Annotated in this window: 24 protein-coding genes; 4 read left to right on the top strand and 20 right to left on the bottom strand. The window is 66.2% G+C overall.

Annotated elements, in window-relative coordinates; all coding sequences use genetic code 11:
• Positions 1 to 18: 18 nt before the first annotated feature.
• The 3 genes from plsB (at position 19) to ABE459_RS01800 (ending at position 3,830) form a co-directional block, all read left to right on the top strand.
• Positions 19 to 2,508 carry a glycerol-3-phosphate 1-O-acyltransferase PlsB gene (plsB, locus tag ABE459_RS01810; RefSeq protein WP_323830238.1) on the top strand — a complete coding sequence of 830 codons (2,490 nt, stop codon included), beginning with the start codon at positions 19 to 21 and terminating at the stop codon, positions 2,506 to 2,508.
• A 202-nt stretch (positions 2,509 to 2,710) separates the two neighbouring features.
• On the top strand, positions 2,711 to 3,109 hold the full coding sequence (locus tag ABE459_RS01805) for a YbaY family lipoprotein (protein ID WP_323830239.1): 399 nt from the start codon (positions 2,711 to 2,713) through the stop codon (positions 3,107 to 3,109).
• Between the two features lie 34 nt (positions 3,110 to 3,143).
• Positions 3,144 to 3,830: a DUF4197 domain-containing protein gene (locus ABE459_RS01800; protein ID WP_323830240.1), complete on the top strand. Its 687-nt coding sequence runs from the start codon at positions 3,144 to 3,146 to the stop codon at positions 3,828 to 3,830.
• A 173-nt stretch (positions 3,831 to 4,003) separates the two neighbouring features.
• On the opposite strand, the gene ABE459_RS01795 is transcribed toward ABE459_RS01800, so the two are convergent.
• On the bottom strand, positions 4,004 to 7,069 hold the full coding sequence (locus tag ABE459_RS01795) for an efflux RND transporter permease subunit (protein WP_323830241.1): 3,066 nt from the start codon (positions 7,067 to 7,069) through the stop codon (positions 4,004 to 4,006).
• Between the two features lie 6 nt (positions 7,070 to 7,075).
• Positions 7,076 to 8,173: an efflux RND transporter periplasmic adaptor subunit gene (locus ABE459_RS01790; protein WP_258704964.1), complete on the bottom strand. Its 1,098-nt coding sequence runs from the start codon at positions 8,171 to 8,173 to the stop codon at positions 7,076 to 7,078.
• A gap of 185 nt (positions 8,174 to 8,358) precedes the next feature.
• Between ABE459_RS01790 and ABE459_RS01785 the strand changes: the two genes are divergently transcribed.
• Complete coding sequence (locus ABE459_RS01785) at positions 8,359 to 8,988, top strand: TetR/AcrR family transcriptional regulator (RefSeq protein WP_110992449.1); 630 nt, start codon at positions 8,359 to 8,361, stop codon at positions 8,986 to 8,988.
• 1,063 nt (positions 8,989 to 10,051) lie between these two features.
• Here ABE459_RS01785 and ABE459_RS01780 read toward each other — a convergent pair.
• The 18 genes from ABE459_RS01780 to ABE459_RS01695 form a co-directional block, all read right to left on the bottom strand.
• On the bottom strand, positions 10,052 to 10,897 hold the full coding sequence (locus ABE459_RS01780) for a CsgG/HfaB family protein (RefSeq protein WP_125464443.1): 846 nt from the start codon (positions 10,895 to 10,897) through the stop codon (positions 10,052 to 10,054).
• 35 nt (positions 10,898 to 10,932) lie between these two features.
• Positions 10,933 to 11,352 carry a curli assembly protein CsgF gene (locus ABE459_RS01775; protein WP_125464444.1) on the bottom strand — a complete coding sequence of 140 codons (420 nt, stop codon included), beginning with the start codon at positions 11,350 to 11,352 and terminating at the stop codon, positions 10,933 to 10,935.
• Entirely contained in the window at positions 11,349 to 11,744 is a 396-nt protein-coding gene (csgE, locus tag ABE459_RS01770) for a curli production assembly/transport protein CsgE (RefSeq protein ID WP_125464445.1), read from the bottom strand. The genes ABE459_RS01775 and csgE overlap by 4 nt, the downstream gene beginning before the upstream one ends.
• Positions 11,741 to 12,262, bottom strand: coding sequence for a type II secretion system protein (locus tag ABE459_RS01765; protein ID WP_125464446.1), 522 nt, complete (start codon positions 12,260 to 12,262; stop codon positions 11,741 to 11,743). The genes csgE and ABE459_RS01765 overlap by 4 nt, the downstream gene beginning before the upstream one ends.
• A complete protein-coding gene (locus tag ABE459_RS01760) occupies positions 12,237 to 12,611 on the bottom strand; it encodes a type II secretion system protein (protein WP_110996319.1) in 375 nt (124 codons plus the stop codon). Before ABE459_RS01760 ends, ABE459_RS01765 begins: the two co-directional genes overlap by 26 nt.
• Positions 12,612 to 12,616: 5 nt before the next feature.
• Positions 12,617 to 13,090 (bottom strand): type II secretion system protein, encoded by a 474-nt coding sequence (locus tag ABE459_RS01755; protein ID WP_125464447.1) that lies wholly within the window; start codon positions 13,088 to 13,090, stop codon positions 12,617 to 12,619.
• Positions 13,087 to 14,949: a secretin N-terminal domain-containing protein gene (locus tag ABE459_RS01750; RefSeq protein ID WP_125464448.1), complete on the bottom strand. Its 1,863-nt coding sequence runs from the start codon at positions 14,947 to 14,949 to the stop codon at positions 13,087 to 13,089. The genes ABE459_RS01755 and ABE459_RS01750 overlap by 4 nt, the downstream gene beginning before the upstream one ends.
• Positions 14,946 to 15,452 (bottom strand): hypothetical protein, encoded by a 507-nt coding sequence (locus tag ABE459_RS01745; protein ID WP_323831698.1) that lies wholly within the window; start codon positions 15,450 to 15,452, stop codon positions 14,946 to 14,948. Before ABE459_RS01745 ends, ABE459_RS01750 begins: the two co-directional genes overlap by 4 nt.
• The gene (gene pilO, locus ABE459_RS01740; RefSeq protein WP_125464450.1) at positions 15,452 to 16,003 is read right to left on the bottom strand and encodes a type 4a pilus biogenesis protein PilO; all 552 of its coding nucleotides are present in this window, start codon (positions 16,001 to 16,003) and stop codon (positions 15,452 to 15,454) included. The genes ABE459_RS01745 and pilO overlap by 1 nt, the downstream gene beginning before the upstream one ends.
• Positions 15,990 to 16,532 carry a PilN domain-containing protein gene (locus tag ABE459_RS01735; RefSeq protein ID WP_323831701.1) on the bottom strand — a complete coding sequence of 181 codons (543 nt, stop codon included), beginning with the start codon at positions 16,530 to 16,532 and terminating at the stop codon, positions 15,990 to 15,992. The genes pilO and ABE459_RS01735 overlap by 14 nt, the downstream gene beginning before the upstream one ends.
• A 1-nt stretch (position 16,533) precedes the next feature.
• Positions 16,534 to 17,316, bottom strand: coding sequence for a hypothetical protein (locus tag ABE459_RS01730; protein WP_125464452.1), 783 nt, complete (start codon positions 17,314 to 17,316; stop codon positions 16,534 to 16,536).
• A complete protein-coding gene (locus ABE459_RS01725; protein WP_323831704.1) occupies positions 17,297 to 18,973 on the bottom strand; it encodes a GspE/PulE family protein in 1,677 nt (558 codons plus the stop codon). Before ABE459_RS01725 ends, ABE459_RS01730 begins: the two co-directional genes overlap by 20 nt.
• Before the next feature lie 159 nt (positions 18,974 to 19,132).
• Positions 19,133 to 19,666 (bottom strand): response regulator, encoded by a 534-nt coding sequence (locus ABE459_RS01720; protein WP_189654477.1) that lies wholly within the window; start codon positions 19,664 to 19,666, stop codon positions 19,133 to 19,135.
• Between the two features lie 238 nt (positions 19,667 to 19,904).
• Positions 19,905 to 20,546 carry a SurA N-terminal domain-containing protein gene (locus tag ABE459_RS01715; protein WP_323831706.1) on the bottom strand — a complete coding sequence of 214 codons (642 nt, stop codon included), beginning with the start codon at positions 20,544 to 20,546 and terminating at the stop codon, positions 19,905 to 19,907.
• 12 nt (positions 20,547 to 20,558) lie between these two features.
• A complete protein-coding gene (locus tag ABE459_RS01710; protein ID WP_323831708.1) occupies positions 20,559 to 22,058 on the bottom strand; it encodes an ABC transporter substrate-binding protein in 1,500 nt (499 codons plus the stop codon).
• Between the two features lie 158 nt (positions 22,059 to 22,216).
• Positions 22,217 to 22,885: an SCO family protein gene (locus ABE459_RS01705; RefSeq protein ID WP_323831710.1), complete on the bottom strand. Its 669-nt coding sequence runs from the start codon at positions 22,883 to 22,885 to the stop codon at positions 22,217 to 22,219.
• Positions 22,882 to 23,535 (bottom strand): SCO family protein, encoded by a 654-nt coding sequence (locus tag ABE459_RS01700; protein ID WP_323831712.1) that lies wholly within the window; start codon positions 23,533 to 23,535, stop codon positions 22,882 to 22,884. Before ABE459_RS01700 ends, ABE459_RS01705 begins: the two co-directional genes overlap by 4 nt.
• A complete protein-coding gene (locus tag ABE459_RS01695) occupies positions 23,532 to 25,511 on the bottom strand; it encodes a cytochrome D1 domain-containing protein (RefSeq protein WP_125464459.1) in 1,980 nt (659 codons plus the stop codon). Before ABE459_RS01695 ends, ABE459_RS01700 begins: the two co-directional genes overlap by 4 nt.
• Positions 25,512 to 26,032: the final 521 nt, after the last annotated feature.

The raw sequence follows: 26,032 nt of genomic DNA, 5'->3' as shown, positions 1-26,032 counted from the left end.
ACCCAGGGCACCTACCCCATGACCCGTTCCCCCCTGCGCCGCCTGATCTTCGGCGCCCTGCGCCGCGTGCTGTACCTATGGGTGCGCTCCGAGACCATCAACCAGTCTTCGCTGACCCTCAAGCTCGACCGCAGCCGCCCGGTGTTCTACGCCCTGCCCTCGCCCTCGCTGACCGACCTGGCCGTGATCGACCACGAATGCACCAAAGCGGGGCTGCCACGCCCGGTCTTGCCAGTGGCGGTCGGCCCGCTGCAGGAGCCTGCCGGGTTCTTCTATCTGACCCCCGACCCGGACTGGCTCGGCCGCCACGACAAACGTGGCGCGCCACCGACCCTGGAGCGCCTGGTCGCGGCGATCAGCCAGCATGCCGAGGAGGACGCGCAGATCATCCCGGTCAGCGTGTTCTGGGGCCAGACCCCGTCCAGCGAGTCGAGCCCCTGGAAACTGCTGTTCGCCGATAGCTGGGCGGTCACCGGGCGCCTGCGCCGGCTGCTGAGCATCCTCATTCTGGGGCGCAAGACCCGGGTGCAGTTCTCCGCGCCTATCCACCTGCGCGAGCTGGTGGGCCACAACAAAGGCCATGAGCGCACCGTACGCATGGCCCAACGGCTGATGCGCGTGCACTTTCGCAATCTCAAGACCGCGGTGATCGGCCCGGACATCTCGCACCGTCGCAACCTGGTCAAAGGCCTGGTGCACGACCCACTGGTGCGCCAGGCCATCAGCGACGAAGCCGAGCGCGAGAAGATCCCCTACGCCAAGGCAGAGGCCAAGGCACTGCACTACGGCAACGAAATCGCCTCGGACTACACCTACACCGCGATCCGCTTCCTCGAAGTGGTGCTCAGCTGGTTCTGGAACAAGATCTACGACGGCATCAAGGTCAACCACATCGAGCAGGTGCAGGGCATCGCCCCGGGCCACGAAGTGATCTACGTGCCCTGCCACCGCAGCCACATCGACTACCTGCTGCTGTCCTACCTGCTGTTCCGCAATGGCCTGACACCACCGCACATCGCCGCCGGCATCAACCTCAACATGCCGGTGATCGGCGGCCTGCTGCGCCGCGGCGGTGCCTTCTTCATGCGCCGCACCTTCAAGGGCAACCCGCTGTACACCGCGGTATTCAACGAATACCTGCACACCCTGTTCACCAAGGGTTTCCCGGTGGAGTATTTCGTCGAGGGCGGGCGTTCGCGCACCGGCCGCATGCTGCAGCCACGCACCGGCATGCTGGCGATCACCCTGCGCAGTTTTCTGCGCTCGTCGCGTACGCCGATCGTGTTCGTGCCGGTGTACATCGGCTATGAGCGGGTGCTGGAAGGCCGCACCTACCTGGGTGAACTGCGTGGCGCGAGCAAAAAGAAAGAGTCGATCTTCGACATCTTCAAGGTCTTCGGTGCCCTCAGGCAGCGCTTTGGCCAGGTGTACGTCAACTTCGGCGAACCGATCCGCCTGGCCGGTTTCCTCGACCAGCAGCAGCCCGGTTGGCGCGAGCAGTCACTGGCCCCGCAGTTCCGCCCGGACTGGCTCAACGACACCACCACGCGCCTGGGCGAAACCCTGGCCCGACACCTCAACGAAGCGGCGGCGGTCAACCCGGTCAACCTTGTAGCCCTGGCGCTGCTGTCGACCAGCCGCATGGCCCTCGATGAGCGCGCCCTGACCCGTGTGCTCGACCTGTACCTGGCCTTGCTGCGCCAGGTGCCCTACTCGCCCCACACCACCTTGCCCGAGGGCGACGGCAGTGCGCTGATCAAGCATGTGCTGGGCATGGACCTGCTGGCCGAGCAGAAGGACGCGCTGGGCCGCATCCTGTATCTGGACGAAGCCAACGCGGTGCTGATGACCTACTACCGCAACAACGTCCTGCACATCTTCGCCCTGCCAGCGCTGCTGGCGAGCTTCTTCCTCAGCAGCTCGCGCATGAGCCGCGAGCTGGTTGGGCAGTACGTCAAGGCGCTGTACCCGTACCTGCAGGCCGAGCTGTTCCTGCGTTGGGCGCCCGAGCAACTGGACGAGGTCATCGACCAGTGGCTGGCGGCGCTGGTCGAGCAAGGCCTGCTGCGCTTCGAGAACGGCGTGTACCTGCGCCCGGCCCCCAGCTCGCGGCAGTTCGTGCTGCTGACGCTGCTGGCGCGCACCATCACTCAGACCCTGCAGCGCTTCTACATGGCCACCTCGTTGCTGCTCAACAGCGGGCAGCACACGCTGACTGCCGAAGAACTGGAGGAGCTTTGCGTGATGATGGCCCAGCGCCTGTCGATCCTGCATGGGCTCAACGCTCCGGAGTTCTTCGACAAGACCCTGTTCCGCCACTTTATCCAGACCTTGGTGCGCGAAGGGGTGCTACGCCCCGACAGCAACGGCAAGCTGGGTTACCACGACAAACTGGCCGAACTGGCCGAAGGCGTGGCCAAGCGTGTGCTGTCGGCGGAGTTGCGTTTGTCGATTCGCCAGGTGGCGCTGCACCGCGATGAAACACCGGAGCCTGCGCCCTCCGAGTGAACTGGCCTTGGTGCGCCCGGGGCCGCTTCGCAGCCCATCGCCGGCAAGCCGGCTCCCACAGGAGTCATCGCTCCCCTGTGGGAGCCGGCTTGCCGGCGATGGGGCGCACAGCGGCCCCATACCGAAAGCCGCATGCCAGGCAAAAATCCGCTAAAGTCCCCGGTGTTGGCCACAAGCCAGCGCCATGTACACCGGAGATACCATGAAAAAGCTCTTCACCCTGTGCTGCGCCACCCTGCTTGCAGCGTGCTCCAGCAACACCCCGTCGAACCACGCCAGCCTCGATGGCGAAGTCTTCTACCTGCAGCGCATCGCCCTGCCGCCCGCCGCCACCCTGAACGTGGCCCTGCAGGACGTGTCGCTAATGGACGCACCGGCAGTCACCCTGGCCAGCCAGAATGGCCCGGTCAAAGGCAACGTGCCGCTGCCCTTCCACCTGACCTACGACCCGGCCCAGCTCAAGCCCGGCCACCGCTACGCGGTGAGTGCGCGCATCGAACTGGACGGCAAGCTGCTGTTCATCAACACCGAACACCACGGCGTGATGCTCGACGGCAGCGACCAGCAGCCGGTGCGGATCAAGGTCGACCCGGTCCGCTGAGCCCCCGCCCCACATTGCCCATAAGGAAATATCCATGATCCGCACCTCCCTGCGCTTCACCACCCTGTGTGCCGGCGCGCTGCTTTCGGCCAGTGCCATGGCCCTGTCGCTGGGCGACCTGTCGCAAAGTGACGCCAGTGGCGGCCTGAAGGACGCCCTCACCCAAGGCACGCAGATCGCTGTCAAGCAACTGAGCACCCCAGGCGGCTTCAGCAACAACCCCGACGTGCGCATCGAGCTGCCAGGCAACCTCGGCAAGGCCGCCAAGGCCATGAAGATGTTCGGCAAGGGTGATCAGGTGGAAGCCCTGGAAGCCGGCATGAACAAGGCTGCCGAAGCGGCCGTGCCACAGGCCCAGGCGATCCTCGTGGATGCGGTGAAGAAGATGACCGTGACCGATGCCAAGGGCATTCTCAGCGGTGGTCAGGACTCGGCTACCCAGTACCTGAACAAGAGCAGCCGCGAGCAGATCCGCGCCAAGTTCCTGCCGATCGTCAAGCAGGCCACCGACAAGGTCGGCCTGGCCCAGCAGTACAACAGCTTCGCCGGGCAGGCCAAGGGCCTGGGGCTGATCAAGGATGACGCCAACATCGAGAACTACGTGACCGAGAAGGCGCTGGACGGTCTGTTCGAAATGATCGGCAAACAGGAAGAAAGCATTCGCCAGAACCCGGCCGGGGCTGCTACCAGCCTGGCCAAGAAGGTGTTCGGCGCGCTGTGATTCTGATCTGAAATCCTCAGGGCTGCTGCGCAGCCCGTTCGCGGCACAAGGCCGCTCCTACAGGGGTCACACTCACCTGTGAGAGCGGCTTTAGCCGCGAACACCGGCATAGCCGGTGCCATTCACCGCGTCGTCTGCTTCGCGGCTAAAGCCGCTCCCACAGGGTGCGTGACTCAGTCCTTCCTCACCCTGAACCACGCCGCATACAACGCCGGCAGGAACAGCAGCGTCAGTACCGTGGCCACGATCAAACCACCCATGATCGCCACCGCCATCGGCCCGTAGAACACACTGCGCGACAACGGAATCATCGCCAGCACCGCCGCCAGCGCGGTCAGCACGATCGGCCGGAAGCGCCGCACCGTGGCCTCGATGATCGCCTGCCAGCGCTCCATCCCGGCAGCAATGTCCTGCTCGATCTGGTCCACCAGGATCACCGAGTTGCGCATGATCATGCCCGCCAGGGCGATGGTGCCGAGCATCGCGACGAAACCGAACGGCTGGCGGAACACCAGCAGGAACAAGGTCACGCCGATCAGCCCCAAAGGCGCGGTGAGGAACACCATGAACATCCGCGAGAAGCTGCGCAGCTGGATCATCAACAGGCTCAACACCACCACGATGAACAGCGGCATGCCGGCATTCACCGAACGCTGGCCACGCTCGGAGTCCTCCACCGTGCCGCCGACTTCCAGCAGATAGCCGTCCGGCAGTTCCGCCTTGATCTGCTGCAGGGTCGGCTGGATCTGTTTCACCAGCGTGGCCGGCTGTTCCTTGTCGTAGATGTCGGCACGCACGGTCACCGTCGGCAGGCGATTGCGGTGCCAGATGATGCCTTCCTCGAAGCCATATTCCAGCGTGGCCACCTGCGACAGCGCCACACTCGGACCGTTGTCGGTGGGCAGCGCCAGGCTGCCGAGGTTGCCCAACTCACGGCGTTCTTCAGGGGTGCCGCGCAAGAGGATCTCGATCAGTTCATTGTCTTCACGGTACTGGCTGACGGTGCTGCCGGTCAGCGAACTCTGCAGGAAACTCGACAAGTGCGCGGTGCTCACCCCCAGGGCGCGGGCGCGGTCCTGGTCGATGTCCAGGTACACCGCCTTGCTCGGCTCCTCCCAGTCCAGGTGGACGTTGACCACATGGGGGTTCTCGCGCACCTTGGCCGCCACCTCGCGGGCCAGGGCACGGACCTTCTCGATGTGCTCGCCGGTGATGCGGAACTGCACCGGGTAGCCCACGGGCGGGCCGTTTTCCAGGCGGGTGACCCGCGAGCGCAGGTCGGGGAATTGCTCATCGAGGGTTGCGATCAGCCAGCTGCGCAGGCGCTCACGGTCTTCCAGCGATTTGGCCAGCACCACGAACTGGGCGAAGCTCGCGGCCGGCAGTTGCTGGTCCAGGGGCAGATAGAAGCGTGGCGAGCCGGTGCCGACATAGGCCACATAGTTGTCGATGCCGTCCTGCTGCTTGAGCAGCGCTTCCAGCTGTTTGACCCGCTCGGCGGTGTTGTTCAGCGAAGCACCTTCGGCCAGCTTCAGGTCGACCATCAGCTCTGGCCGGCCGGAGGCCGGGAAGAACTGCTGGGGCACGAAGCGGAACAGCAGGATGCTGCCGACGAATGCCGCGATGGTCAGCAATATGACTGTCTTGCGCCGCCGCACGCACCACTCCACCACCCGCCGCACGCGCTGGTAGAACGGCGTGGCGTAGGGGTCGGGCGCATGCCCGTCGCTGCCATGGCGCGCCGCATGCAGCTTGGCCAGGTCCGGCAGCAGGCGTTCGCCCAGGTACGGCACAAACACCACCGCCGCCACCCACGAGGTCAGCAGGGCGATGGTCACCACCTGGAAGATCGAGCGGGTGTACTCGCCGGTGCTCGACGCCGCCGTGGCGATCGGCAGGAAGCCCGCTGCCGTGATCAGGGTGCCGGTGAGCATCGGGAAGGCCGTGCTGGTCCAGGCGTAACTGGCCGCCTTGAGGCGGTCGTAGCCCTGCTCCATCTTGATCGCCATCATCTCCACGGCAATGATCGCGTCGTCCACCAGCAGGCCCAGCGCCAGCACCAGCGCGCCCAGCGAAATCTTATGCAGGCCGATGCCGAAGTAGTGCATCAGGGCGAAGGTCATGGCCAGCACCAGCGGGATCGCCAGGGCCACCACCAGCCCGGTGCGCAGGCCCAGGGAGAAGAAGCTCACCAGCAGGACGATGGCCAGCGCCTCGACCAGCACCTGGACGAACTCGCCGACACCGGCTTTCACCGCCGCCGGCTGGTCGGACACCTTGCGCAACTGCATGCCTGCCGGCAATCCTTCGGCCAGGCGGGCGAACTCGCCCTCCAGGGCCTTGCCCAGCACCAGGATGTCACCGCCGTCCTTCATCGACACGGCAAGGCCGATGGCGTCCTCGCCCATGAAGCGCATGCGTGGCGCGGGCGGGTCGTTGAAGCCACGCTGCACTTCGGCGACGTCACCGATGCGGAAGGTGCGGTCGCCCACGCGGATGGGGAACTGGCGGATCTGCTCGACACTGTCGAAACGCCCACTGACCCGCAGTTGCAGGCGCTCGCTGGGGGTCTCGAAGAAGCCGGCGGTACTCACCGCGTTCTGCTCGCGCAGTGCCTGCTGCACCGCGGCCAGCGGCACACCCAGGGTGGCCAGCTTGACGTTGGACAGCTCGATCCAGATTTTCTCGTCCTGCAGGCCGATCAGCTCGACCTTGCCGACATCCTTCACCCGCTGCAGCTGGATCTGGATACGGTCGGCGTAGTCCTTGAGCACCGCGTAGTCGAAGCCCTCACCGGTCAATGCGTAGATGTTGCCGAAGGTGGTGCCGAACTCATCGTTGAAGAACGGCCCCTGGACCTCGGGCGGCAGGGTGTGCTTGATGTCCGCGACCTTTTTGCGGATCTGGTACCACAGCTCGGGGATGTCCTTGGAATGCAGCGAATCGCGGGCCATGAAGGTGACCTGGGATTCACCTGGCCGGGAGAACGAGACGATCTTCTCGTACTCGCCGGTCTCCATCAGCTTCTTCTCGATGCGCTCGGTGACCTGGCGCGACACTTCTTCGGCAGTCGCCCCCGGCCACAAGGTGCGGATGACCATGGCCTTGAAGGTGAAGGGCGGGTCCTCGCTCTGCCCGAGCTTGGTGTAGGACATGGCGCCAATAGCCGCCAGCAGGATCATCAGGAACAGTACGATCTGGCGATTGCGCAGCGCCCAGGCGGAAAGGTTGAAACCCATCGGGACTTACTCCTTGGCCGTCAGGTTCACGTCTCGGTTGCTGCGGTCCACAGGCCGCACCTGTTGCCCTTCGCGCAGCACATGGCCGCCGGCGGCGACCACCCAGTCGCTGGCCTGCAGGCCCTCGAGCACCGGCACGCTGTCGGCGCCATAAGGCCCCAGGCGAACCGCCGCGCGCTCCAGCCGGTTGTCCTTGCCGACCCGCCACACATAGGCCTGCCCGGCTTCGGCGCTGACCGCCGAGAGCGGCACCGCCAACGGCGCGTTTTCAGCGTGGGCGATGAACACCCGCGCGCTCTGGCCGAGTTCGGCCGGGGCGTTGCCGGAGGTGAAGGCGATACGTGCGGCAAAGGTGCGCGAACGCGGGTCGGCGGCTGGCGACAGCTCACGGATACGCCCTTCGAACCGAGCGTTGGGGTGCGACCACAGCTCCACGCTGACGGCCTGGCCGACGCTGAAGCGGGCGAACTGTTGCTCGGGCAGGCCGATCACCACCTCACGCTCGCCGTCAGCGGCCAGGGTGAACACGGTTTGCCCGGCACCCACCACCTGGCCGACTTCGACCTGGCGCTTGGCGATCACCCCGGCCTGGGGCGCACGCAGCACGGCGTACTCGGCCTGGTTACCGGCCACCTCGAATTCGGCCTTGGCTTGTTTCAGGCGAGCGAGGCCGGCACGGTAGAGGTTTTCGGCGTTATCGAATTGGGAGTGGCTGACCATCTGGCGGTCGAGCAGTTTCTGGTAGCGTTCACGCTCGGTGCGCACCAGCGCCAGGTTGGCTTCGGCAGCGGCTACCTGGGCACGGTTGGCCTCCAGTTGCAGGCGCACGTCCTGCGGATCGAGTTCGGCCAGCGCCTGTTCGGCCTTGACCCGCTGCCCCTCCTCCACCAGGCGCTTGCTCACCTTGCCGCCGATGCGAAACGCCAGCTCAGGCTCGAAGCGCGCACGCACCTCACCGGGGTAACTGTCTGCCGACGCGCCTGCGGGCTGGGGCTGGACCACCAGGGCCGGGCGCGGCGCAGCAGGTGGCGCGGCCTCCTGGCCGCAGGCGGCCAGCAGCACAAGGGCAGCGGGCAAGGCGAGGGATAACACACGACGCAACATGATGAAGGACCTTTGGCAGAGGGGCGCATCGAATATTTATACTGGCGAGTATATTAAGTCAGCGCATCCGCGCCGGGAAGCGGTCTACCCAGAGAAAAACCATAATAACGGTGCGACGCACGCTACAGCCGGATCGTGCGCGACCCGGTAAGATGGTCACCTTTCCCAGCAGGTAACGATTGCACATGCCCACTGACGCACCCATCGGCCCCGGCCGGCCCAAGGATCTGGCCAAGCGCGAGGCCATCCTCCAAGCCGCCAAGTCGCTGTTCCTCAGCCTTGGCTATGCCAACACCAGCATGGATGCGGTCGCTGCGGCGGCAGGTGTTTCGAAACTCACGGTCTACAGCCACTTCACCGACAAGCAGACGTTGTTCGGCGCGGCGGTCATGGCGACCTGCCAGGCGCAATTGCCCGATTTGATCTTCGAGTACCCGGAAGGGGCGGCGCTGATGGATGTGCTGCTGAACATCGCCCGTGGGTTCCAGGCGCTGATCAGCGCGGACGAGTCGGTCCAGCTCAGCCGCCTGATCATTGCCTTGAGCAGCCAGGATCCGGGGTTCGGGCATTACTTCTATGAGGCCGGGCCCAAGCGGGTGGTCGCGGGAATGGAGGCGCTGCTGCGCGGGATCGACCAGCGGGGGTTGCTGCGGATCGATAATCCGTTACGGGCGGCGGAGCAGTTCTTCTGCCTGGTGAAGGGGGCGCCGGATTACCGGTTGCTGATCGGGTGTGCGCCGGCGCTGACGGGGGATGAGGCGGAGGTGCATGTGCGGGAGGCGGTTGAGGTGTTTGTTCGGGCTTATCGGAGCTAGATCGCGTTCGGCGTTCGGCGTTCGGCGTTCGGCGTTCGGCGTTCGGGTCTGAGTGTGTTGGTTTTGATAGATGTATGCGCATTCGGCGGCGATGTCGACTTTTAGTCACCTTTCCGCCCTTACGGCGGGTTACTTTGGTCTTGGCCAAAGTAACCAAAGCCGCCCGCTCCCATCATGCGGCCCCTGCGCTGCGCTCCGGGGTCCCCTCGCTCCGGTGCCTTACGGGCCCGCGCGGCCTACGACTTGCTGCGCAAGTCTACATCTCGCGCCTTCGGCTACGCCGAAGGGTGCTGCGCACCAGGGCCCTCCAGTCACCTCCACTCGGCCTCCTGAAGTCGCAATTTGTGTTGCCTGGACTATCGCGCGCTTAGAAGCAAAAGCAAAAACAGATCAAGAGCAGTGATACGGCTATCTATATTTGGCTGTTGTTTATGTGTTGTTTGTTCGGGCCCTATCGCCGGCAAGCCGGCTCCCACAGGTACAGCGCAAGTCAGAGAATTCCCACTAACCTGTGGGAGCTGGCTTGCCAGCGATTGCAATCCAGAGTTCCCAGCCAATCCAACTAGCGACAGCTAACGCCAGCCCAGGCGCCGCCCCTAACTTCGCGACTTCAGGAGGCTGAGCGCAGGCGTCTGGAGGGCCCTGGTGCGCAGCACCCTTCGGCGTTAGCCGAAGGCGCGAGATGTAGACTTGCGCAGCAAGTCGGAGGCCGCGCGGGCCCGGAGGACGCCGGAGCGAAGGGACCCCGAAGCGCAGCGTAGGGGCCGGATGATGGGAGCGAGCGGTTTTTGGTTACTTTTTTCCAAGAAAAAAAGTAACCCGCCGTAAGGGCGGAAAGGTGACTAAGCGTCGACATCACAAATGAATGCGCATACAACTTTCAAAACAAAAAAGAAACAAGAAGCAAGAAGCAAGAAGCAAGTACACATAAACCACCAGAATCAAGAAACGCCAGAAGCTCACACCAACTTCTGGCGCTCCTCCATAAGCAGCAACTATTCCAGCAACACCTATTCATATAGACAACAACAGCGACATACCCCAGGCAAAAACCAAACTCCCCTCAAGGCTGCTGATACTGACTCAGATACTTGTCCACCACCGCCGAATCCCCCGCCTCCGCTACCTGCCACAACCGCCGCTCGATCCCCTGCGCCAACAAGTGCCCCACCGCCGCCTCGATCGCCGACAGCACGCACAACTGCGCCGGCTCATTGGTGGTGTACCCCACCTCCGCCTCCAGCAACTTCTTGAACTCGATGAACTTGAACACCCCGGCACTACGCCCGACCGAGTAGATGGTCTTGCTGGTCATCACATTCGCCAGCACCTGCCCCGAACGCACATCCACCGCCCGCAGGTTCACGGTCACCTGGTCCACCCGGTACTCACGCGAGATATCGATACCCAGGTACCGCGCCCCCTCGCCCCCACTGCGCACGTTGGTGTCATAGGCAATGATGCCGCCTTCGAGCATCAGGTTCGCCGCCTGCAACGGCGGCAGCTCCGCCTGGATGTTCTCCGGCACGTCGGCCTTCTTCTGCGAGGCACGAATGATCTTGCGCTCGGTCAGCAGGTTCTGCAGCCCCTCACGCTCCAGCACCACGAACCAGCCACTGGCATTGAGCGCGTCCATCAGCATGCTCGCGGCACCCTGGGTGACGCTGGTGGAGAACGAGCTGGCCGGGGTCGGCTTGTACTGCCCGGTCTGGTCACGGAAGCCATACACCACGGCCATCAACCGCCCCCGTGGGCGCGGCATGTTGACCAGGTCGTAGTAGGTCGAGGCCCGAGGGGTCAGGGTCGGGGTTTCGGAATCCTGTTCGGCCGGCATCGGTTCGCGCAGGCCGCAGCCTTGCAGGCCAGACAGAGCGGTGATCAACAGCAGCGTGCTCAGCAGACGTTTCATGATTGTGCTCTCCCCACAATAAAGACCCGTCCCTCTCAGGGGTTCAGGCCGCTCACCTGGATGATCGAAACTTCGCCAGTGGCACGGTCGGTGACCCTGATGCTCAGGGCCCCGGCGTTGTCGATGACGTCGATCAGGAAGGCATTGGTGGACATGCTGCCGGTGTTGCCGTTGCTGATGTTGTCCAGCAACTGGCCAAGCAGTCGCGACTCCAGCTGGTTGGTGAAACGCTCCAGTGACGAGGTGCCGTTGAAGGCGTTGGTGCGCTCCTTCAGGTCCGGGTCGTCATAGTCGTTCTGGGCCTGGGCGTTGTTGAGCAGCCAGGTGCCGTTCAACGGGTTGCCACCGAAGGCCGGGTTGACCGGGGTGTACACCAGTTCCGTGGCCAGCGCCTGGCAACCGATGCCGGCGGCCAGCAGGCAGGCCGCGACGCGTTGCGATGTGTACTTGCTCATAGCTCGTCCCTCTCCAGATCGGTGGTGTCCTGCAGCAGCCGTTGCAATTTGCGCTGGACAATCTGCTGCCTGACCAGGTCGGCGGCCTCTTTGGCCTCTTCGGTGAGTTGCGTGGTGTTGGGTGGCAGGAAGCGCCGGTACACCACTTCGCGTTCGAACTCCACGGTCACCAGGCTGCCCCAGCGGGCATCCGGGCGTTCGCGCACCACCAGGTTGAAGTCCAGGCGGCTGGTGGCGCGCAGGCGGTCGGCAAAGTAGTAGTAAAAGTCGTGGCCGATGTGCGAGATGGTGTTGTCGACGATGAAGCCCTTCATCTCGTCCTCTTCGTTGGCCCAGGCCGGTGCCTGCAGCAGCGCCAGGCACAGGCCGACCATCAGCAGCGCACGGTTCATGGCGCGTCTCCCTGGCCGGCATGCTGACGGGCACCAGCGGCGCTTTCGGCAAAGGCCTGCTCGGCGACGAACTGCCAGTCGCTGTAGTGCTCCAGGCCCTCGAAGGCACTCCACAGCGCATCGAAACCGCTGCGTTTGAGGGGCATGGCCTGGGAGCGGCTGTACACCCCGGTGATGCGCCCGTCGACAGAGCGCATCACACCCCAGTCCTCGCCCCCACCGACCGGGTCGGGGTAGAGCCTGCGGATATGCCGCTGCGGTGCCGGAAAGCGATTGTCTTCGAGCAGGTCGGCCAGTTCCTGCGGGTACTGGGCCAGCCCCGGCGAGGCACGGTAGTAGCTGCGCAGCGCCTGGGCGTACTGCCCGCCCACCCACAGCAACTGGCGCTCGCGTTCGCGTTGGGCACTGGTGGCCCACAGGGTGCCGGTGGCGGCCAGGGCGATGCTGCTGACGGCAATCAGCAACAGCACGCCCAGGTAGGTGAAGCCGGCTTCACCATTCGGCATAGAGGCTGCCATCGCGCGCCCTCCCTGTGGCCCCGCTCTTGATATCCGCCACCCCGCCAGCCACCCCTTCGGGCGGCGGCACCAGCTGCCAGCTATCGCGGCGTTCGCTGATCGGGTCCAGCGGGGTGTTGCGCAGGTAACGCTGCTCCACCAGTTGGTCGAGCGAGTCGGGGTAGTGCCCGGTGTCGCCGTAATAGTGGTCCAGGGCCTCGCGCAGTACCGCCAGGCTCTGGCGCAGGGTGGCCTCGCGCGAGGCGTCGAGGCTGTTGAAATAGCGCGGCATGGCGATGGTCATCAGGGTGGCGATGATCGCCATCACCACCAGCAGTTCGATCAGGGTGAAGCCTTTGCTGGGTTTCATCGGCGTCACCATTGCCCGTACGGGATGTTGTTGAGGCCTTTGCCACGGGCCTTGGAGTACACATCGAAGACGTCCTGGCCTTCCCGGGGGTTGTCCGCGCTGCTGTCGTAGGCGCGCAGGCCCCAAGCGCCGCCGTCGTCGGCCTTGGCCGCCAGCAGCGGGTCGTGCGGGATGCGCCGCAGGAAGTAGAACTTGGCGCCCTTGGCACTGCGCACATCGCGCACGCCTTCCACCAGCACCTGCAGGTTCGGCGGGTAGCCGCTGCCATCCAGGCGCTTCTCGATGTAGCCGGCGTCGAAGGCACGCTTGTAGGCGTCGATGGCGTCGCGGATCTGGTACAGCGCCTCGCGCAGTTGCTGCTCCTTGCCACGGCGCACCATGGTCTCGGCCAATGGCGCGGCCATGCTGGCGAGCAGCCCGAGCAGCGCCAGGGTCAGCACCACCTCGATCAGGCTGAAGCCCTGCTGGCGGCGTTTCATGGCCGTGGCACCACGCGGGCCGGGACCACGGCCACCTGGCCCTGGGCGGCGGGTTCGGCGTCCGTATCGGTCGGCAGCGCCTCGCTCGGTACCGGCAGCGCCATCTGGCGCACCTGCAGGCTGGACTCGGTGCCAGTGCCGAACTCCATGTCCGACGGGCTCTGGTATGGCAGGTTGCGCACGATGCGCGGGGTGATCGCCAGCACCAGTTCGGACTTGCTCATGTCGTCCTTGTTGCTGCCGAACAGCCGGCCCAGGCCAGGGATGTCGCCAAGGCCGGGAATCTTGTTGCCGCTGGCGTTGTGGTCGTTGCGCACCAGGCCAGCCAGCACCTGGGTTTCGCCGTCGTGCAGGCGCAGGCTGGTCTGGGCGTTGCGGGTGTCGACCTGGACCGGGATGGTGCCCTGGCGGGTAGCCTCCAGTGGGGTCGCGTTGCTCACCTCCAGGGCCACCTTGATCGCCACCTCGTTGTTCAGGTGCACGGTGGGCTGCACTTCAAGCTTAAGGCCCACATCGAGGTAGGTGACGCTCTCGGTGATCACCGGCCCCTGGGTGGACGGCACCGAGGTGGCGCTGATGATCGGCACCCGCTGACCGATGTGGATACGTGCCTGCTCACGGTTGCTGACCCGGATCACCGGGCTGGCCAGGGTGTTGATGTCCTTGTCCTGGGCGTTGATCTTGGCCTGCGGCGCCGGCGAGATGCTGATGCGGCTGGAGTCGATGCCCTTGAGCTGGTCGAGCACGCTGACCGGCTTGCCGTCGTTGCTCAGCACGCCGAAGGTGTTGGGCCATTGCAGGCCAAGGTCGAGGATGCGCGAGGTGGCCACTTCCATCACCTCCACTTCCAGCACCACCTCGGGGTTGGACTGATCCTGCGACTGCAGCAGTTTTTCGGCCATGCGTATGGCATCCGAGGTGTCGCGCATGGTCAGGGTGTTGAGGCGCTCATCGACGAACACGTCGCGGGTCTTGAGCATGGTCTTGACCATGTTCAGCGCGGTGTTGGCGTCGATGCTGGTGAGGTAGAAGGTGCGCATCACCAGTTCCTGGTAATCCTTGGTCTTCTGCGGCGAGTCGGGGTACAGCAGCAAGGTGTTGTCGTTGACGATCTTCTGGCGCAGCTGGTTCTGCTCCAGCAGCAGGGCCACGGCATCCTCGATGCGCACGTCGCGCACGAAGATGGTGGCCTTCATGCCTGGGGGCAGGTCCTTGTCGAAGATGAAGTTGATCCCGGCCACCTGGGCCAGCACCTCGAAGATGGTCTTCAGGTTGGCGTCGCGAAACTCGAGAGTGACCGGGCGCTCCAGCTTGCTGCGCAGTTGCGGGTAAGGCGTGGCGGTGCGCGCCTGGACGTTCTCGATGTCGCTGCGCAGGGTCATGCCCTTCTGGTTCTGCGGGTCCAGGCGCAGCACTTCGCGCATGTAGCGCTCGGCGCCGAACAGGTCGCCCTGGCGCAGCGCGGCCTGGCCCAGGGCCACGCGCTCGTCGAGGGTGCGGATCAGCTCCAGCTGGCGGATGCCTTCCTGGGCGCGGCGGTTGTTCGGCTCGATGGTCAGCACCCGGCCATAGCCCATGCGGGCGCTGGCGAAGTCATGGCGGATGCGGTCGCTGTCGGCCTGGGTCAGCAGCGCCTCGACCGCCGCCTGGCGGCCATGGGCCAGGGCGATGTTCAGCTCGGTGTCACGCGGGTCATCGCGCAGGGCCTCTTCCAGGCGGGCGATGCCGGCCTCGTACTGCCCCTCTTTCATCAGCTCGGCGCTGTCCTTGCGCACCGCACTGGAGCCACATCCAGCGATGGCCACGCACAGGGCCAGCAGCATGAACGGAGCAGGCTTGCACAACTTCGAAGGCTTCATGGTGCGCTCCCGACAGACAGGGTCTGTGACTGGTGCAGTGGCAGGTAGACCAGGCTCAGCTCGGTGGCCGAGACCCGGTCGAGGCGGTAGGTGTCTTCGATCACGTCGCCTTGGCGCACGACGTAGAGCTTCTCGCCGTTCTGCAGGAACACCTGCAGGTCGTCGCGGTCACCCAGCCGGCCGACGAACTGGAACGGCAGCTCCGGGGCGCTGGGGGCCACCACCACAGGGGGGGCGACCACGGGTTGTTCGGTGACGGTGGCCAGGGCTTGCGGGGCGGTCCATTGCTGGGCCGGGAACAGATCTCTGGAAGCCTGTGCTGGCCCTTTCGCGGCTAAAGCCGCTCCCACAGGTTGCGCAGGCGCCGCCGATCCTGTGGGAGCGGGTTTACCCGCGAATGGGGCCACCTCGTCTTCCTGGCCGAACCAATGCCCCGGCGCCCACGCCAGCGCGGCGCTAAGCCCCAGAAACCCAGCCCACATCACCGCACGCTGAATGTTCATCACGACCTCGACAGGTAAAGGGTCATGCGGACCCGGCCGTTGAGCTCACGGTCGCCGATACGCTTGCGCTGCAGCTCCAGGTCTTCCAGCACCACGGTCGGCAGCTGGGCCAGCAGCGCTTTGAGGAAGCCACGGATCTGCGGGTAGCTGCCGCGCACCGGCAGGACGATCTGGTAGCGCGCCAGCTGGGTTTTCGGGTCCACGCCCAGGGCGTACTCACCGCGTGCCAGGCTGATGCGTTCGGCGCTGGCCAGGTGGTACAGGCGCTCGATCAGCTCACTGGCCTGGGGTTGGCCGGGCAGTTGCTGACGCAGGTCGTCGAGCACCTGTTGTTCGGGCTTGGCCTGCACTTTCAGCTCGCCGCGCTCCAGGCGTTTGACCTGCACGCTGGCGTCGGCCTCGCTGGCGCGCAGTTCGCGCACCATTTGCCATTGCGGCAGCACAACCGCCAGGGCCACAGCCAATGCCAGCACTGCCACCAGTACCGCCGCCATGCCGACCCGGCCCAGGCGCAGCACCGCTTCGTGAAGGATCAGGCTAGGGACGCGCATGGCCGGTCTCCCAAGTGGCAGTGAGGTTGAAACGCACCGGGTGCTCGGCCTGCCCCGCCACCACTTCGTGGTTGAGCAACGACACGTCGCTCAGCTCGTCGCTGCGCTCCAGGCGCTGGTGGTACTGCAGCATGGCTTCGAGGTTGCGAGCCTCGGCGCTGATGCGCACCTGGCCCTTGCGGGCGTCGGGGGTGAGGCTGAGCAGCGCCACGTCTTCCTGGGGCATGGCCTCGAGCATGGCGAACAGCTGCTGCCAGGGCCGTTGCAGTTGCTGCGAAACGCTGCGCATCTGCGCCAGGCGCTCGGCCTGCTCGCGGATCACCGCGCTGCTCTGCGCTGCGGCAGTGGCCGGGCGGCGGCCGAGCTTGAGCTCCAGCTGGTGCACGCGAGCCTCCAGTTCGGCCTGTTCACCCACCAGTTGCTGCTGGGCCAGTACCAGTACCGCCAGCACGGCGCTGGCCAGGGCCAGCAGCGACCAGGCCAGCGGGCCACTGTGGCGGGGTTGGAATTCCAGTTCGAGGCGGCGCATGTCAGGCCACCGCCCGCCACATGGCGCACAGCGGGTCGGCCTCGCCGGCCACCGTGCACAGCTGCACCGCGGCGAGGGTCGAGGCCACCTGGCGCCCCGGCGCATGCAGGTACACCTGGGGGGGTTGCGCGCCATACAGCTCGCAGGTGCGCTCGATCAGCGCCTGCAAGGCCTGGTCGGTGTCGGCGCAGCCTTGCGCCAGCACCTGCTGCCAGGCACCGTCGGCGGCCAGCAGCAGCACGCTGCGGCGCGGTTCGGCGAGGACGAACAGAAAGTCGCCATGGGCCAGTTGCGCCGAGCAGCGGTTGTAGGCGGCCATCAGGTACGGCTGCACCGAGCGCAGGCTCAGGCGGTAGTCCCGGCCGAGGTCCTGCAGGCCTTGCAGCAGCGCCTCGGGCAGTGCCGTGGCAATGCGCGCGGCACCGGCAGGCTCCGGCGACAGCACGATGCGCCAGTCATCCAGCACCTGGCCGTAGAGGTTCTCGAAGCACGCCCGGGCGTAGGCGTCCAGCTCGCGCGGGCTGCCGATGGCTGCGCTCCAGGGCACCAGGCAGAAGCGGCTGAAGCGGGCCGACAGCAGCACCCGCAGCGGCGCACTGCGCACCTGATGTTCGCCCAGCAGCTCGCCGAGCGCATGCAGCGCGGCGGCCCAGGCCGGCTGCGCGGCGTCGCAGCTGAAGGCGCGGCTGCCCAGCCAAGGCTGTTGATTACCGTGCCAGCAACCCAGGCCGACACCTTCTGCGCCGAGCACGGCGCAATACCGATCAGCTGACGAATGTGACACGGTTGATCTCCTCGAGGGTGGTGCGGCCAGTGCGGACCAGGTCCAGGGCCGAAGCGCGAAGCAGGCGCAGGCCGCGCTGACAGGCAAGTTGCTTGATCTGCGAGAGCGGGCGGCGTTCGACGATCAGCTGGCGCAGGTCGTCGTCCAGGTGCAGCAGTTCAGCGATGGCGCTGCGCCCGCGGTAGCCACTGCCGCGGCACTGGCCGCAGCCCTGGGCGCGAACGAACTGCCAGCCGGCCACGCCTTCACGGCTCAGCCCGGAGGCGGCGAGCAATTCGTCGTCGGCCTCGCAAGGCACCGCGCAGTGGGTGCAGGCCAGGCGCACCAGGCGCTGGGCCAGCACAGCGTTGAGCGCCGAGACGAAGCTGTAGGGGTCGACCTGCATCTGGCTGAAGCGGCCGATCACGTCGAACACGTTGTTGGCGTGGATGGTGGTGAACACCAGGTGGCCGGTGAGCGCCGACTGCACGGCGATCTGCGCGGTGTCCGGGTCGCGGATCTCGCCCACCAGGATCTTGTCCGGGTCGTGGCGCAGGATCGAGCGCAGGCCGCGGGCGAAGGTCAGGCCTTTCTTCTCGTTGACCGGGATCTGCAGCACCCCTGGCAGCTGGTACTCGACCGGGTCCTCGATGGTGATGATCTTGTCCACGCCATGGTTGATCTCGCTGAGCATGGCGTACAGCGTGGTGGTCTTGCCGCTGCCGGTGGGGCCGGTGACCAGGATCATCCCGTAGGGCTCGGCGGCCAGCCGGCGCAGGGCGCGCAGGGTGTGCTCCTCGAAGCCCAGGGCCTGCAGTTGCACGCCACTGACCTTGTCGGACAGGTCCTGCTTGTCGAGCACCCGCAGCACCGCGTCCTCACCGAAGATGCTCGGCATGATCGACACCCGGAAGTCGATCTGGCGCTCGCCGATGGCCACCTTGAAGCGGCCGTCCTGGGGCACGCGCTTCTCGCCGATGTCCAGCTCGGCCATCACCTTGATGCGCGAGATCACCTGCTCGGCGAAGGCATTGCCACTGGCCTTGCCGGCGCCGTTGAGCACGCCGTCGATGCGGTACTTGATGGTCAGGCCCTGGCCGGTCATGCCCAGGTGAATGTCGCTGGCATGCTGCTTGAGGGCATCGTAGAGGGTCGAGTTGACCAGCTTGACCACCCGGCTCTGGTCCTCGCTGATGCTGGTCAGCGACAGCCGTTGCAGGGTGTCGGCCTCGCCGCCGACCTCGACCTCGTGCTCGAGCGAGTCGACGGCGTGGAAGCTCTCTTCGTGGCGGGCGAGGAATGCGGCCAGGTCGGCGGCGTGCACCAGGTACAGCGGCGCGCCCTGCAGGCAGTCATCGATCCAGGCCAGGCGGGCACTGTCGAAGGGGTCGGCGAAGACACCGATCAACTCACCCTGGTGTTCGACCAGGGCGAATTCGCGTTTCAGGCACTGGGCCAGGCTGACCCGCTGGAAGGCCGGGGTGCAGGCAAACAGCGCCTGGGTGCCCAGCAGCGGGTAATGCAGGGTGGTGGCCAGGCGTTGGGTGAAGGTGGCGGGGGTGTCGCCGGCCAGGCGTTCCAGGCAGGCCAGCAGGCGCTCTTCGCCGGACTGGATGCGGGCCTGGGCCAGCAGATCGCGGGGGTATGGAGTGGTGTGCGTTGCCTGTTCCGGCCTCATCGCTGGCAAGCCAGCTCCCACAGAGGCCATGTCCGCCACGCTCCCTGTGGGAGCCGGCTTGCCGGCGATGGGGCCGGTACTGCACACATCGAATGCCTGGGACATGGCCTGCAACTCCGCTCAGGGGCGGCGCCGCAGGCGGGTGGGCCTTGGGCGCCGCTATTCCCCGGTCAGCAGTTGCTCGTCGTCAGATTCAGGGGGCCTTGCGCCATTACGTCGGCGGTCGGCCAGCACCCAGCTGCCATCGTACAACTGCAGGGGGAACGCATCGTTCCTGTTCTGGCGTCGTTCGACGAACCCCTCGGCGGGAGAATCCGTGGCCCTGCGCTGGCGCTCGATGCCCATCAGGTCGAAGATCACGCGGGCCAGTTCCATCAGCGGGAACGGCTTGAACAGCACATGGCTCACACCCAGTTCGGCGGCCCGCTCACGTACCTCGACGGTAGGGTGGGCGGTAATCAGCACAAAGTGGCATTGCCTGTGGCTGCGCACGGTCTCCAGAACCTGAAACCCCTCCATGTCGGGCAAGCGGTAATCCAGCACAATCACATCCGGCGCCAGCTTCTCGGCCTGTTCGATACCACTGGCACCGTCATGGGCGAGATGGACCTCCAGGCCTTGCGCCTGCAAATACGCCTGCAGGTTCTGCGCAAGGGTCTGTTCGTCATCGACTACCAATACTCTGTTCACCAAGGTCCACTCCCATGAACTGCCCGGTTTCCCGGTCTGCGAAGTGCGGCCTTGTAGAGGCTTGAGCAGGCTTCGTGCCAGGCATGAAGGGCTGTTGCGCGAATCTAATAAAGCATTGATTTTGCTGAATATCTTTTACGTGGTTGGGGCGTGCGTGCAGGCGCTTCCCCACAACCGGGGACGCTGATGGCACTTTGCCTTGCGGGGTTCCCCCACTAGTGGGGAATTGCCCGTCACGGCCTCAGTCGGGGCGCTCCACTGTAGCGGATTCGCGCAAACGTTGGCGCACCGATTGCCGCGCCTGGGCCTGCAATTGCGCGACGAGCGCGTCCCTGGCCAGGCGTTGGTCTTGTTCGGGTAAGACAGACGTATTATCACTTTGGTTCTGCATTCCTTGCAGCAAGTGCCGATTGGCCTGGTGGAAGGCCGCGACTTCGGCAGCTGTGGGTTCCTCGACCGCGGTCAGCTGGGCGAACGCCAGCTGGGCGGCCAGTTCATGTCGAGTGTAGTCAGCGAAGCCTGGGCGATCGAAGCCGGCCTCCTGCAGGCGCCGCTCGAACAGCGCCGGGCTGCCGAACGCCGCCTGCAGCCCGGCAATGTGCGCGTCGACCTGCTGGTCGTCGATGACGATACCCAGGCGCCCCGCTTCCTGCCACAGCAGTTCCTTGTCGATCAGCTCGTCCAGCGCCTGCTCGCGCAGGCGCTGGTACAGGTTGGGGTTGCGGATGCTGGTCACCGCCCGGCCCTGGGCGACCAGGTATTCGCTGAAATAACGCTCCAGGCGCAACACACCGATCTCCACGCCATTGACCCGCGCCGCCGGCGCATCGGCCTGGCTGGTCGAGGCCAGCAGCAACAGTAGCCACATCATCAGCACGCGCATGGCAACCTCCGTTCAAGGGGTGTCGGGTACGGCGCGGTAAGCCGCCACTTCTTTGAAGCCTGGGCCCGGCAGGCTTACCGCCACCACATGGGCACCGGCCAGGCCCTGGCGCCGCCCCGGGCCGAAGCCCAATGCCGGGGTCAGGCCGGTGTTCACGCCATGCAGTTGCTCCAGGGCGTTGACCAGTTGCTCGCGGCTGGCATCGCGGCCCACCTGCCTGAGGGCTTCGACCAGCAGCCGCCAGGCGCACAGCGTGTTGACCTGCAACGCGGCCTGGCGCGCATCCAGGCCCTGGCGTTGCTGCACACCCGCCAAGGCCGCTCGGCCCTCGGCGGTCCAGTCGCCGGGGACGAAGGGATAGGCCAGCAACAGCCGTTGCGACCATTGCTCCGGCAGGCCCGGCAGGCTGCCGGCGACCTGGGCCGAGGCGGCCAGCAGATAGGGTTGGCGGCCTTGGGCCTGCAGCGCGGCGGCCAATTCACTGAAGCCCTGGGCGCGGCCAAGGTAGAGGATGCCCTCGCCCGTCACCGCCTGGCCATCGAAGGCCTGTACCGGCGGTGTCTGCATGCCCAGCTGGCTCAGGCGTTGATGCAGGGCCGCGGCGGCAGCGGCCTGATCGTCGCCGGCATACACCACCTGCAGCGCATCGGGCGCCAGGCCAAGGGCCTCGCGGGCATGCAACGCCACACTGAGCAACTGCTCGGGCAGGCCGGGCAACGGGTCGAATACCTGCACGCTGCCGCCATCGCGTGGCGTGGCGCCGATCAGCGGCACGCCGGCCTGCGCCAGCGCGCGGCTGTCGAGCCAGGGCGCCAGCGGTGCGATCAGGGCGAACACCCGCTCTTGAACCAGCAGTGTGTCCAGCGCCCGGGCAGTGCCGGGTGGGTCAAAGCCGGGGTCGGCCGTTATCAATTGCAGGCGCCGGCCATGCAGGCCGCCCTGCTGGTTGAGCTGCGCGATGCCATCCTCCAGCACCGCCCGCACTACCCGCCCGGCCTCGGCCAGGGGCCCGCTTTCCGGCAGCAGGGTGCCCAGGCGCAGCACGCCCTCCTCCACGCCCGGGTCGCGTTCATCGGCCAGGCGCTTGAGGTACGCGGTGAGGTTGCGCTGGTCGGCCAGGCTCAGCTCGAAGCGCGGCATGGCCGGGTCCAGGCGATTGCCGGCCGGGTCGATGCCGGTGCGGATCACCCGCGCCAGGCTGGCGTCGCTGTAGGCCGGGTAGCGCCGGCTGTTGGTTTCGCGCTCGCCCTGCGCCAGGGCCAGGCGCTGCCAGTCCAGGCTGGGCGGGCGCACGCCGCCCTCGGCGCGGCCACGGCCATCGTTGCCGTGGCAACTGGCGCAGGGCAGCACGCTGGCCGGCACGCTGATGTCGCTGGCGCCGACTCGGGCCTGCAGCTGGGCGTCGCTGCTGGAGACGCCTTCGCGGTACAGGCGTTTGCCGGCTTGTTCGTGTTCGCTGAGGTCCAGGGCCAGGGCTGGGGTGCATAACAGCCACAGCAAAAGCCACAACACCCCTGTAGGAGCGGCCTTGTGTCGCGATCGGGCGCGCAGCGGCCGCAATGACAGGCCATGGGGTATATCAGGCAGATTGGCGTCGCCTGATTTACGGCCGCTTCGCGCCTGATCGCGACACAAGGCCGCTCCTACAGGGTTAGGCAAGTACATGGTAGTCACCGCCCCGCCAGCGGTTGGGCCAGCAGTTGCATGCGCTGGGCGATGGCGGCGGGCGGTGCGTCGGGGCGGATCTTGCTCCAGCGCTTGCCGGCCACGTCACCGGCGATCAGCTGCGTGGAGTGCTGCTCGGGGCTGGGCAAAAACTGTCCCAGACGCCCCAGTACCAGGTCGACGTTGGCCTTGTCACCGGTGAGAAACAGCCAGTTCGACCCGTCCACCCCCTGCTTCTCGGCAAAGGCCTTGAGCACTTGCGGGGTGTCGTTGAGCGGGTCGCTGCTGACCGAAACGAAGGTCACCTGCCCCGCCAGCTCGGGCCCCATGGCCTCGCGCACTTCCCGTAGCTTGCGGGTGATCAGCGGGCAGGCGTCGTTGCAGTGGGTGAAGATCACGTTGAGCATCACCACCTTGTCCTTCAACACATCGCTGTAGAAGCGCAGCTCGCGGCCGTTCTGGTCCTTGAGCACGGTGTCGGTGAACCAGGTCTGCGCATCACGGGTGCCGCCACCGCTCTCCATGGCCTGCGGTGCCGGCTGCGGCTGCGGCGCCGGCGCTGGCGCATGGCCCTCATGGGCGAACGCCACCGAAGCGAGGATCCACAGGCAGGCCCCCAGCACCACCCAGTCGAAGCCGCGCATGCTGGCGCGGCGTGTGCTCAGGCTGCTCATGGCTGCACCTCTTTGCCGGCGATTGCCGTGCTCTTGGCATGTACCCGCCGTGCGCTCAGGCGGTTGACCTCGGTGATCAGCACGTTGGGGTCGGTGAAACCGTAGAAACGCGTCCAGTGCCCACTGCGCCCGTCACCCACCAGGATCAGTGGCGGGTGCTCGCTGAGGTTGGCGCTGAAACTGCCCAGCCCTTTGAGCGTCTCGGTGATGGCGTAGGGTGACCCGGTCAGCCAGCTCCAGCCCGGGCCGCGCTGGAACGCCTTGGCGTAGTCGGCCAGGCGTTTGGCGTCGTCGCGCTGGGGGTCGACGCTGATCGACACCAGGCGGATCTCCTCGCCCACCCGCCCGCCCAGCTGTTGCTGGACCTTGCCCATGATCGACGAGACCACCGGGCACACCGTGGTGCAACTGGTGTAGATGAAACCCATCACCACCAGGTGGTCACCCACCAGGTCCTTTTCCAGGCGCACCGGCATACCGTTCTGGTCCAGCAGCGCGACATCGGCAAAGCGCACGCTGGCTTTTTCCTGGTGGGCGGCGGGCGGTGCCTGGGGCGCGCCGCCGTGATCATGGCCGGCGTGGGCCAGGGCCAGGTCGCTGGCCAGCAGCAGGCTCAGGGCAAGCAGTTTTCCGGCATCGACAGGGTTCATCGCAGACTCCTGGGTTCCCCTTGGGAAGCGGTAGGCGCCGTGGCGGCCGGCAGCACGCGCAGGCTGGTGTAGTTGTCTTCGGCAAACTTGCGCCCCAGGCTGGGCGACTGCACATGCAGGTACCAGGCGCCGGCTTCGGCCAGCTCCAGCGAGGCCTGGTAGACGCCTTCGCCCACTTCGGTCAGCGGCAGGCTGCGCGGCAGCGACGACGGTGCAAGGAAGTAGCGCAGGCTCAGGTCGCGCAGGCCCGGGCGTGGCTTGCCGTCCTCGCCGAGGATGCGCACCTGGGCCACGAACGGGCTGTGCTGCAGCAAGGGCTGTTCGGTGCCGAGGAACTCGGCGTGCACCACCTTGCGCAAGCCGGCGTCCGGCAAGGCCGCCACGTCGGTGCTGAAGCAGTGGATGATCTGCGGCTGGTTGAGCAGGAAGGCCACATCGAAGGTGCCGGCCGCCGGCAGCTTGACCGTGGAGCCGTACACCCCCGGCGCCACCTCGCGCAGGCTGCGGTCGATGACGATGGCCGCGCGGGCCTGGTGGCCGCGGTTGTTGTAGCCCGACATCGGCGCGTTCATGCCTTCGGCATAGAAGTAGGTGGTGTTGTCCACCGGGTTGACCACGAACACCGAATTGTCGTCGCGCGACACGCTTACTCCCTGGGCCAGCGGCAGGTCGCCGGCCTGGCGCGGCGCGGCGGGGCCGGCCTCGAAGCCCTGGACGATCGGCGTGCGGCCCTGGCCGAGGCTGGCCAGGTTGATCATGCTGACTTTCGGCGAGGCCAGGCCGCGCACGTAGGCATAGCCCTTGGTGAAGGTCAGTTGGTAGGGCTCGGCGGCCACCGGGATGCGGTGGATCAGTTGGTCGTTGCTGGCGTCGATCACCAGCGCCTGGTTCTCCAGGGTGTTGAGCACTACGCCAAAACGGCCGTCGCTGCTGAAACGCATCGGCCCCAAACCCGGTTCGGCCTGGACCGTGTGGCGCACATGGTGGCTGCGGGCGTCGATCACCCGCACCGTGCCCTCCTGGCCATCGACCACGTACACCGCCTGGGACAGCGCCGAGTAGGCCACCGACAGCGGGTGCGGGCCCACCTTGAGGGTTTGCACCAGGCGCATGGCGGCGGTATCGATCACGCTCAGGGTGCCGCCGTCACGGTTGCTGACGAAGGCGTAGCGCGAGTCGGCGCTGAAGGCGATCTCGTGGTGGCCGGAGCCGGTGATGAAGGTCTTGAGCATGGTGCGGCTGGGCACGTCGATCACCGTCACCCCGCCCTTGCCCGGGTCGCTGCTGTTGTTGCCCACCCACAGCAGGCGCTGGTCCGGCTGCAGGGCCACGCGCAGGGGCTGTTCCCCGGCATCGAGGGTGGCCACACGGCGGAAGGTTTCGGTGTCGATCAAGGCCACCTGGTTGCGTTCGGGCATGGACACGAACACATGGCGGTCGTCGCGGGTGGCGACCCAGTCCATGGGCCGGCCCGGCAGGTCGATGCGCGCCAGGGTGCTGGTCACCCCGCCGACCGAAACCGTCGGGTCGATCACCGTGAGGCTGGCGTCCTTGTTCAGCACCAGCAGGAAATAGCTGTTCAGGTCCAGCAATGGCCGGGCGCCGATGCTGCTTTTCAGGAACAGCGCCACCCGCGCCTTGCAGCTGCTGTCACGGTCGCCCACCGGCGCCGACTGCGCCGGGTCCAGCCAGGCCCCCGGGGCCATCCCCGACAGCGGTTGGCCGCTGGCCTGGTCGCTGACCTTGAAGCGGATGTTGGCGAAGTCGCCTTCGCGCAACTGGGCGCCGGCCAATGGCCGCGCCTCGAACTCCACCGTCACCCCGTCGCGGCTGAGGCGATGCTGGGCTTGCGGGTCGGCGGGCTCCTGCAGCAGCTCGCGCGGGTCGCACCAGAGTTTTTCGTAGGCGACGCCCAGGCCGATCAGCGCCCAGCCCAGCACAAGCCCCATGTAGGCGGGGCGCAGTTTGCGGTTCATGGGCAGGTACCCTTGTCGACCAAGAGGCAGGCGTGCACGCACGGGGCTATGACAAAAAGCGGGATAACCATGCTGCACCTCCAGGGAAGACAAGGGTCTGCGGAGGCTGTAGCAAGCGCTATGCCAGGAATAATATTGTTATTTATCAGTTAGTTGGGATGACAACCCGAGAGGGTTGGGGAGGTTCCCCCAAGACGATTCCCCGAAGCCGGGGCCGGGTTCCGCCCCCCCCATCGATCTTGTGGCATGCACCAAGGCAGGCGCCGGTACTTTCACAGGAGTAATTGGCCCGAAACAAACTGTGGGAGCGGGTTTACCCGCGAAGCGCCGCGCGGGCGGCGCTCGATCTCATAGGCGCTGCAAAAATACCGGCAGGCACCTGGTGGCCATTACCCAATCCTGAATACTCAGGGCCGGCGGTGTGACGCCCAAGGGCCTGTCTTGAAATCGCATGAGGGCTACCAGGTGCATGGCGATAGAGGTGCAGCGTCCTCAAGATCGAGCGCCGCCCGCGCGGCGCT

Origin of the sequence: Pseudomonas sp. TWI923, from assembly GCF_039673365.1 — a bacterium.
Lineage (GTDB): Bacteria > Pseudomonadota > Gammaproteobacteria > Pseudomonadales > Pseudomonadaceae > Aquipseudomonas > Aquipseudomonas sichuanensis.
This window is presented reverse-complemented; position numbering and strand designations above follow the sequence as displayed.

Coding starts and splice junctions, on each gene's coding strand:
- plsB (WP_323830238.1), top strand. CDS start 19: ATGACCCGTTCCCCCCTGCGCCGCCTGATCTTCGGCGCCCTGCGCCGC.
- ABE459_RS01805 (WP_323830239.1), top strand. CDS start 2,711: ATGAAAAAGCTCTTCACCCTGTGCTGCGCCACCCTGCTTGCAGCGTGC.
- ABE459_RS01800 (WP_323830240.1), top strand. CDS start 3,144: ATGATCCGCACCTCCCTGCGCTTCACCACCCTGTGTGCCGGCGCGCTG.
- ABE459_RS01795 (WP_323830241.1), bottom strand. CDS start 7,069: ATGGGTTTCAACCTTTCCGCCTGGGCGCTGCGCAATCGCCAGATCGTA.
- ABE459_RS01790 (WP_258704964.1), bottom strand. CDS start 8,173: ATGTTGCGTCGTGTGTTATCCCTCGCCTTGCCCGCTGCCCTTGTGCTG.
- ABE459_RS01785 (WP_110992449.1), top strand. CDS start 8,359: ATGCCCACTGACGCACCCATCGGCCCCGGCCGGCCCAAGGATCTGGCC.
- ABE459_RS01780 (WP_125464443.1), bottom strand. CDS start 10,897: ATGAAACGTCTGCTGAGCACGCTGCTGTTGATCACCGCTCTGTCTGGC.
- ABE459_RS01775 (WP_125464444.1), bottom strand. CDS start 11,352: ATGAGCAAGTACACATCGCAACGCGTCGCGGCCTGCCTGCTGGCCGCC.
- csgE (WP_125464445.1), bottom strand. CDS start 11,744: ATGAACCGTGCGCTGCTGATGGTCGGCCTGTGCCTGGCGCTGCTGCAG.
- ABE459_RS01765 (WP_125464446.1), bottom strand. CDS start 12,262: ATGGCAGCCTCTATGCCGAATGGTGAAGCCGGCTTCACCTACCTGGGC.
- ABE459_RS01760 (WP_110996319.1), bottom strand. CDS start 12,611: ATGAAACCCAGCAAAGGCTTCACCCTGATCGAACTGCTGGTGGTGATG.
- ABE459_RS01755 (WP_125464447.1), bottom strand. CDS start 13,090: ATGAAACGCCGCCAGCAGGGCTTCAGCCTGATCGAGGTGGTGCTGACC.
- ABE459_RS01750 (WP_125464448.1), bottom strand. CDS start 14,949: ATGAAGCCTTCGAAGTTGTGCAAGCCTGCTCCGTTCATGCTGCTGGCC.
- ABE459_RS01745 (WP_323831698.1), bottom strand. CDS start 15,452: ATGAACATTCAGCGTGCGGTGATGTGGGCTGGGTTTCTGGGGCTTAGC.
- pilO (WP_125464450.1), bottom strand. CDS start 16,003: ATGCGCGTCCCTAGCCTGATCCTTCACGAAGCGGTGCTGCGCCTGGGC.
- ABE459_RS01735 (WP_323831701.1), bottom strand. CDS start 16,532: ATGCGCCGCCTCGAACTGGAATTCCAACCCCGCCACAGTGGCCCGCTG.
- ABE459_RS01725 (WP_323831704.1), bottom strand. CDS start 18,973: ATGAGGCCGGAACAGGCAACGCACACCACTCCATACCCCCGCGATCTG.
- ABE459_RS01715 (WP_323831706.1), bottom strand. CDS start 20,546: ATGCGCGTGCTGATGATGTGGCTACTGTTGCTGCTGGCCTCGACCAGC.
- ABE459_RS01705 (WP_323831710.1), bottom strand. CDS start 22,885: ATGAGCAGCCTGAGCACACGCCGCGCCAGCATGCGCGGCTTCGACTGG.
- ABE459_RS01700 (WP_323831712.1), bottom strand. CDS start 23,535: ATGAACCCTGTCGATGCCGGAAAACTGCTTGCCCTGAGCCTGCTGCTG.
- ABE459_RS01695 (WP_125464459.1), bottom strand. CDS start 25,511: ATGAACCGCAAACTGCGCCCCGCCTACATGGGGCTTGTGCTGGGCTGG.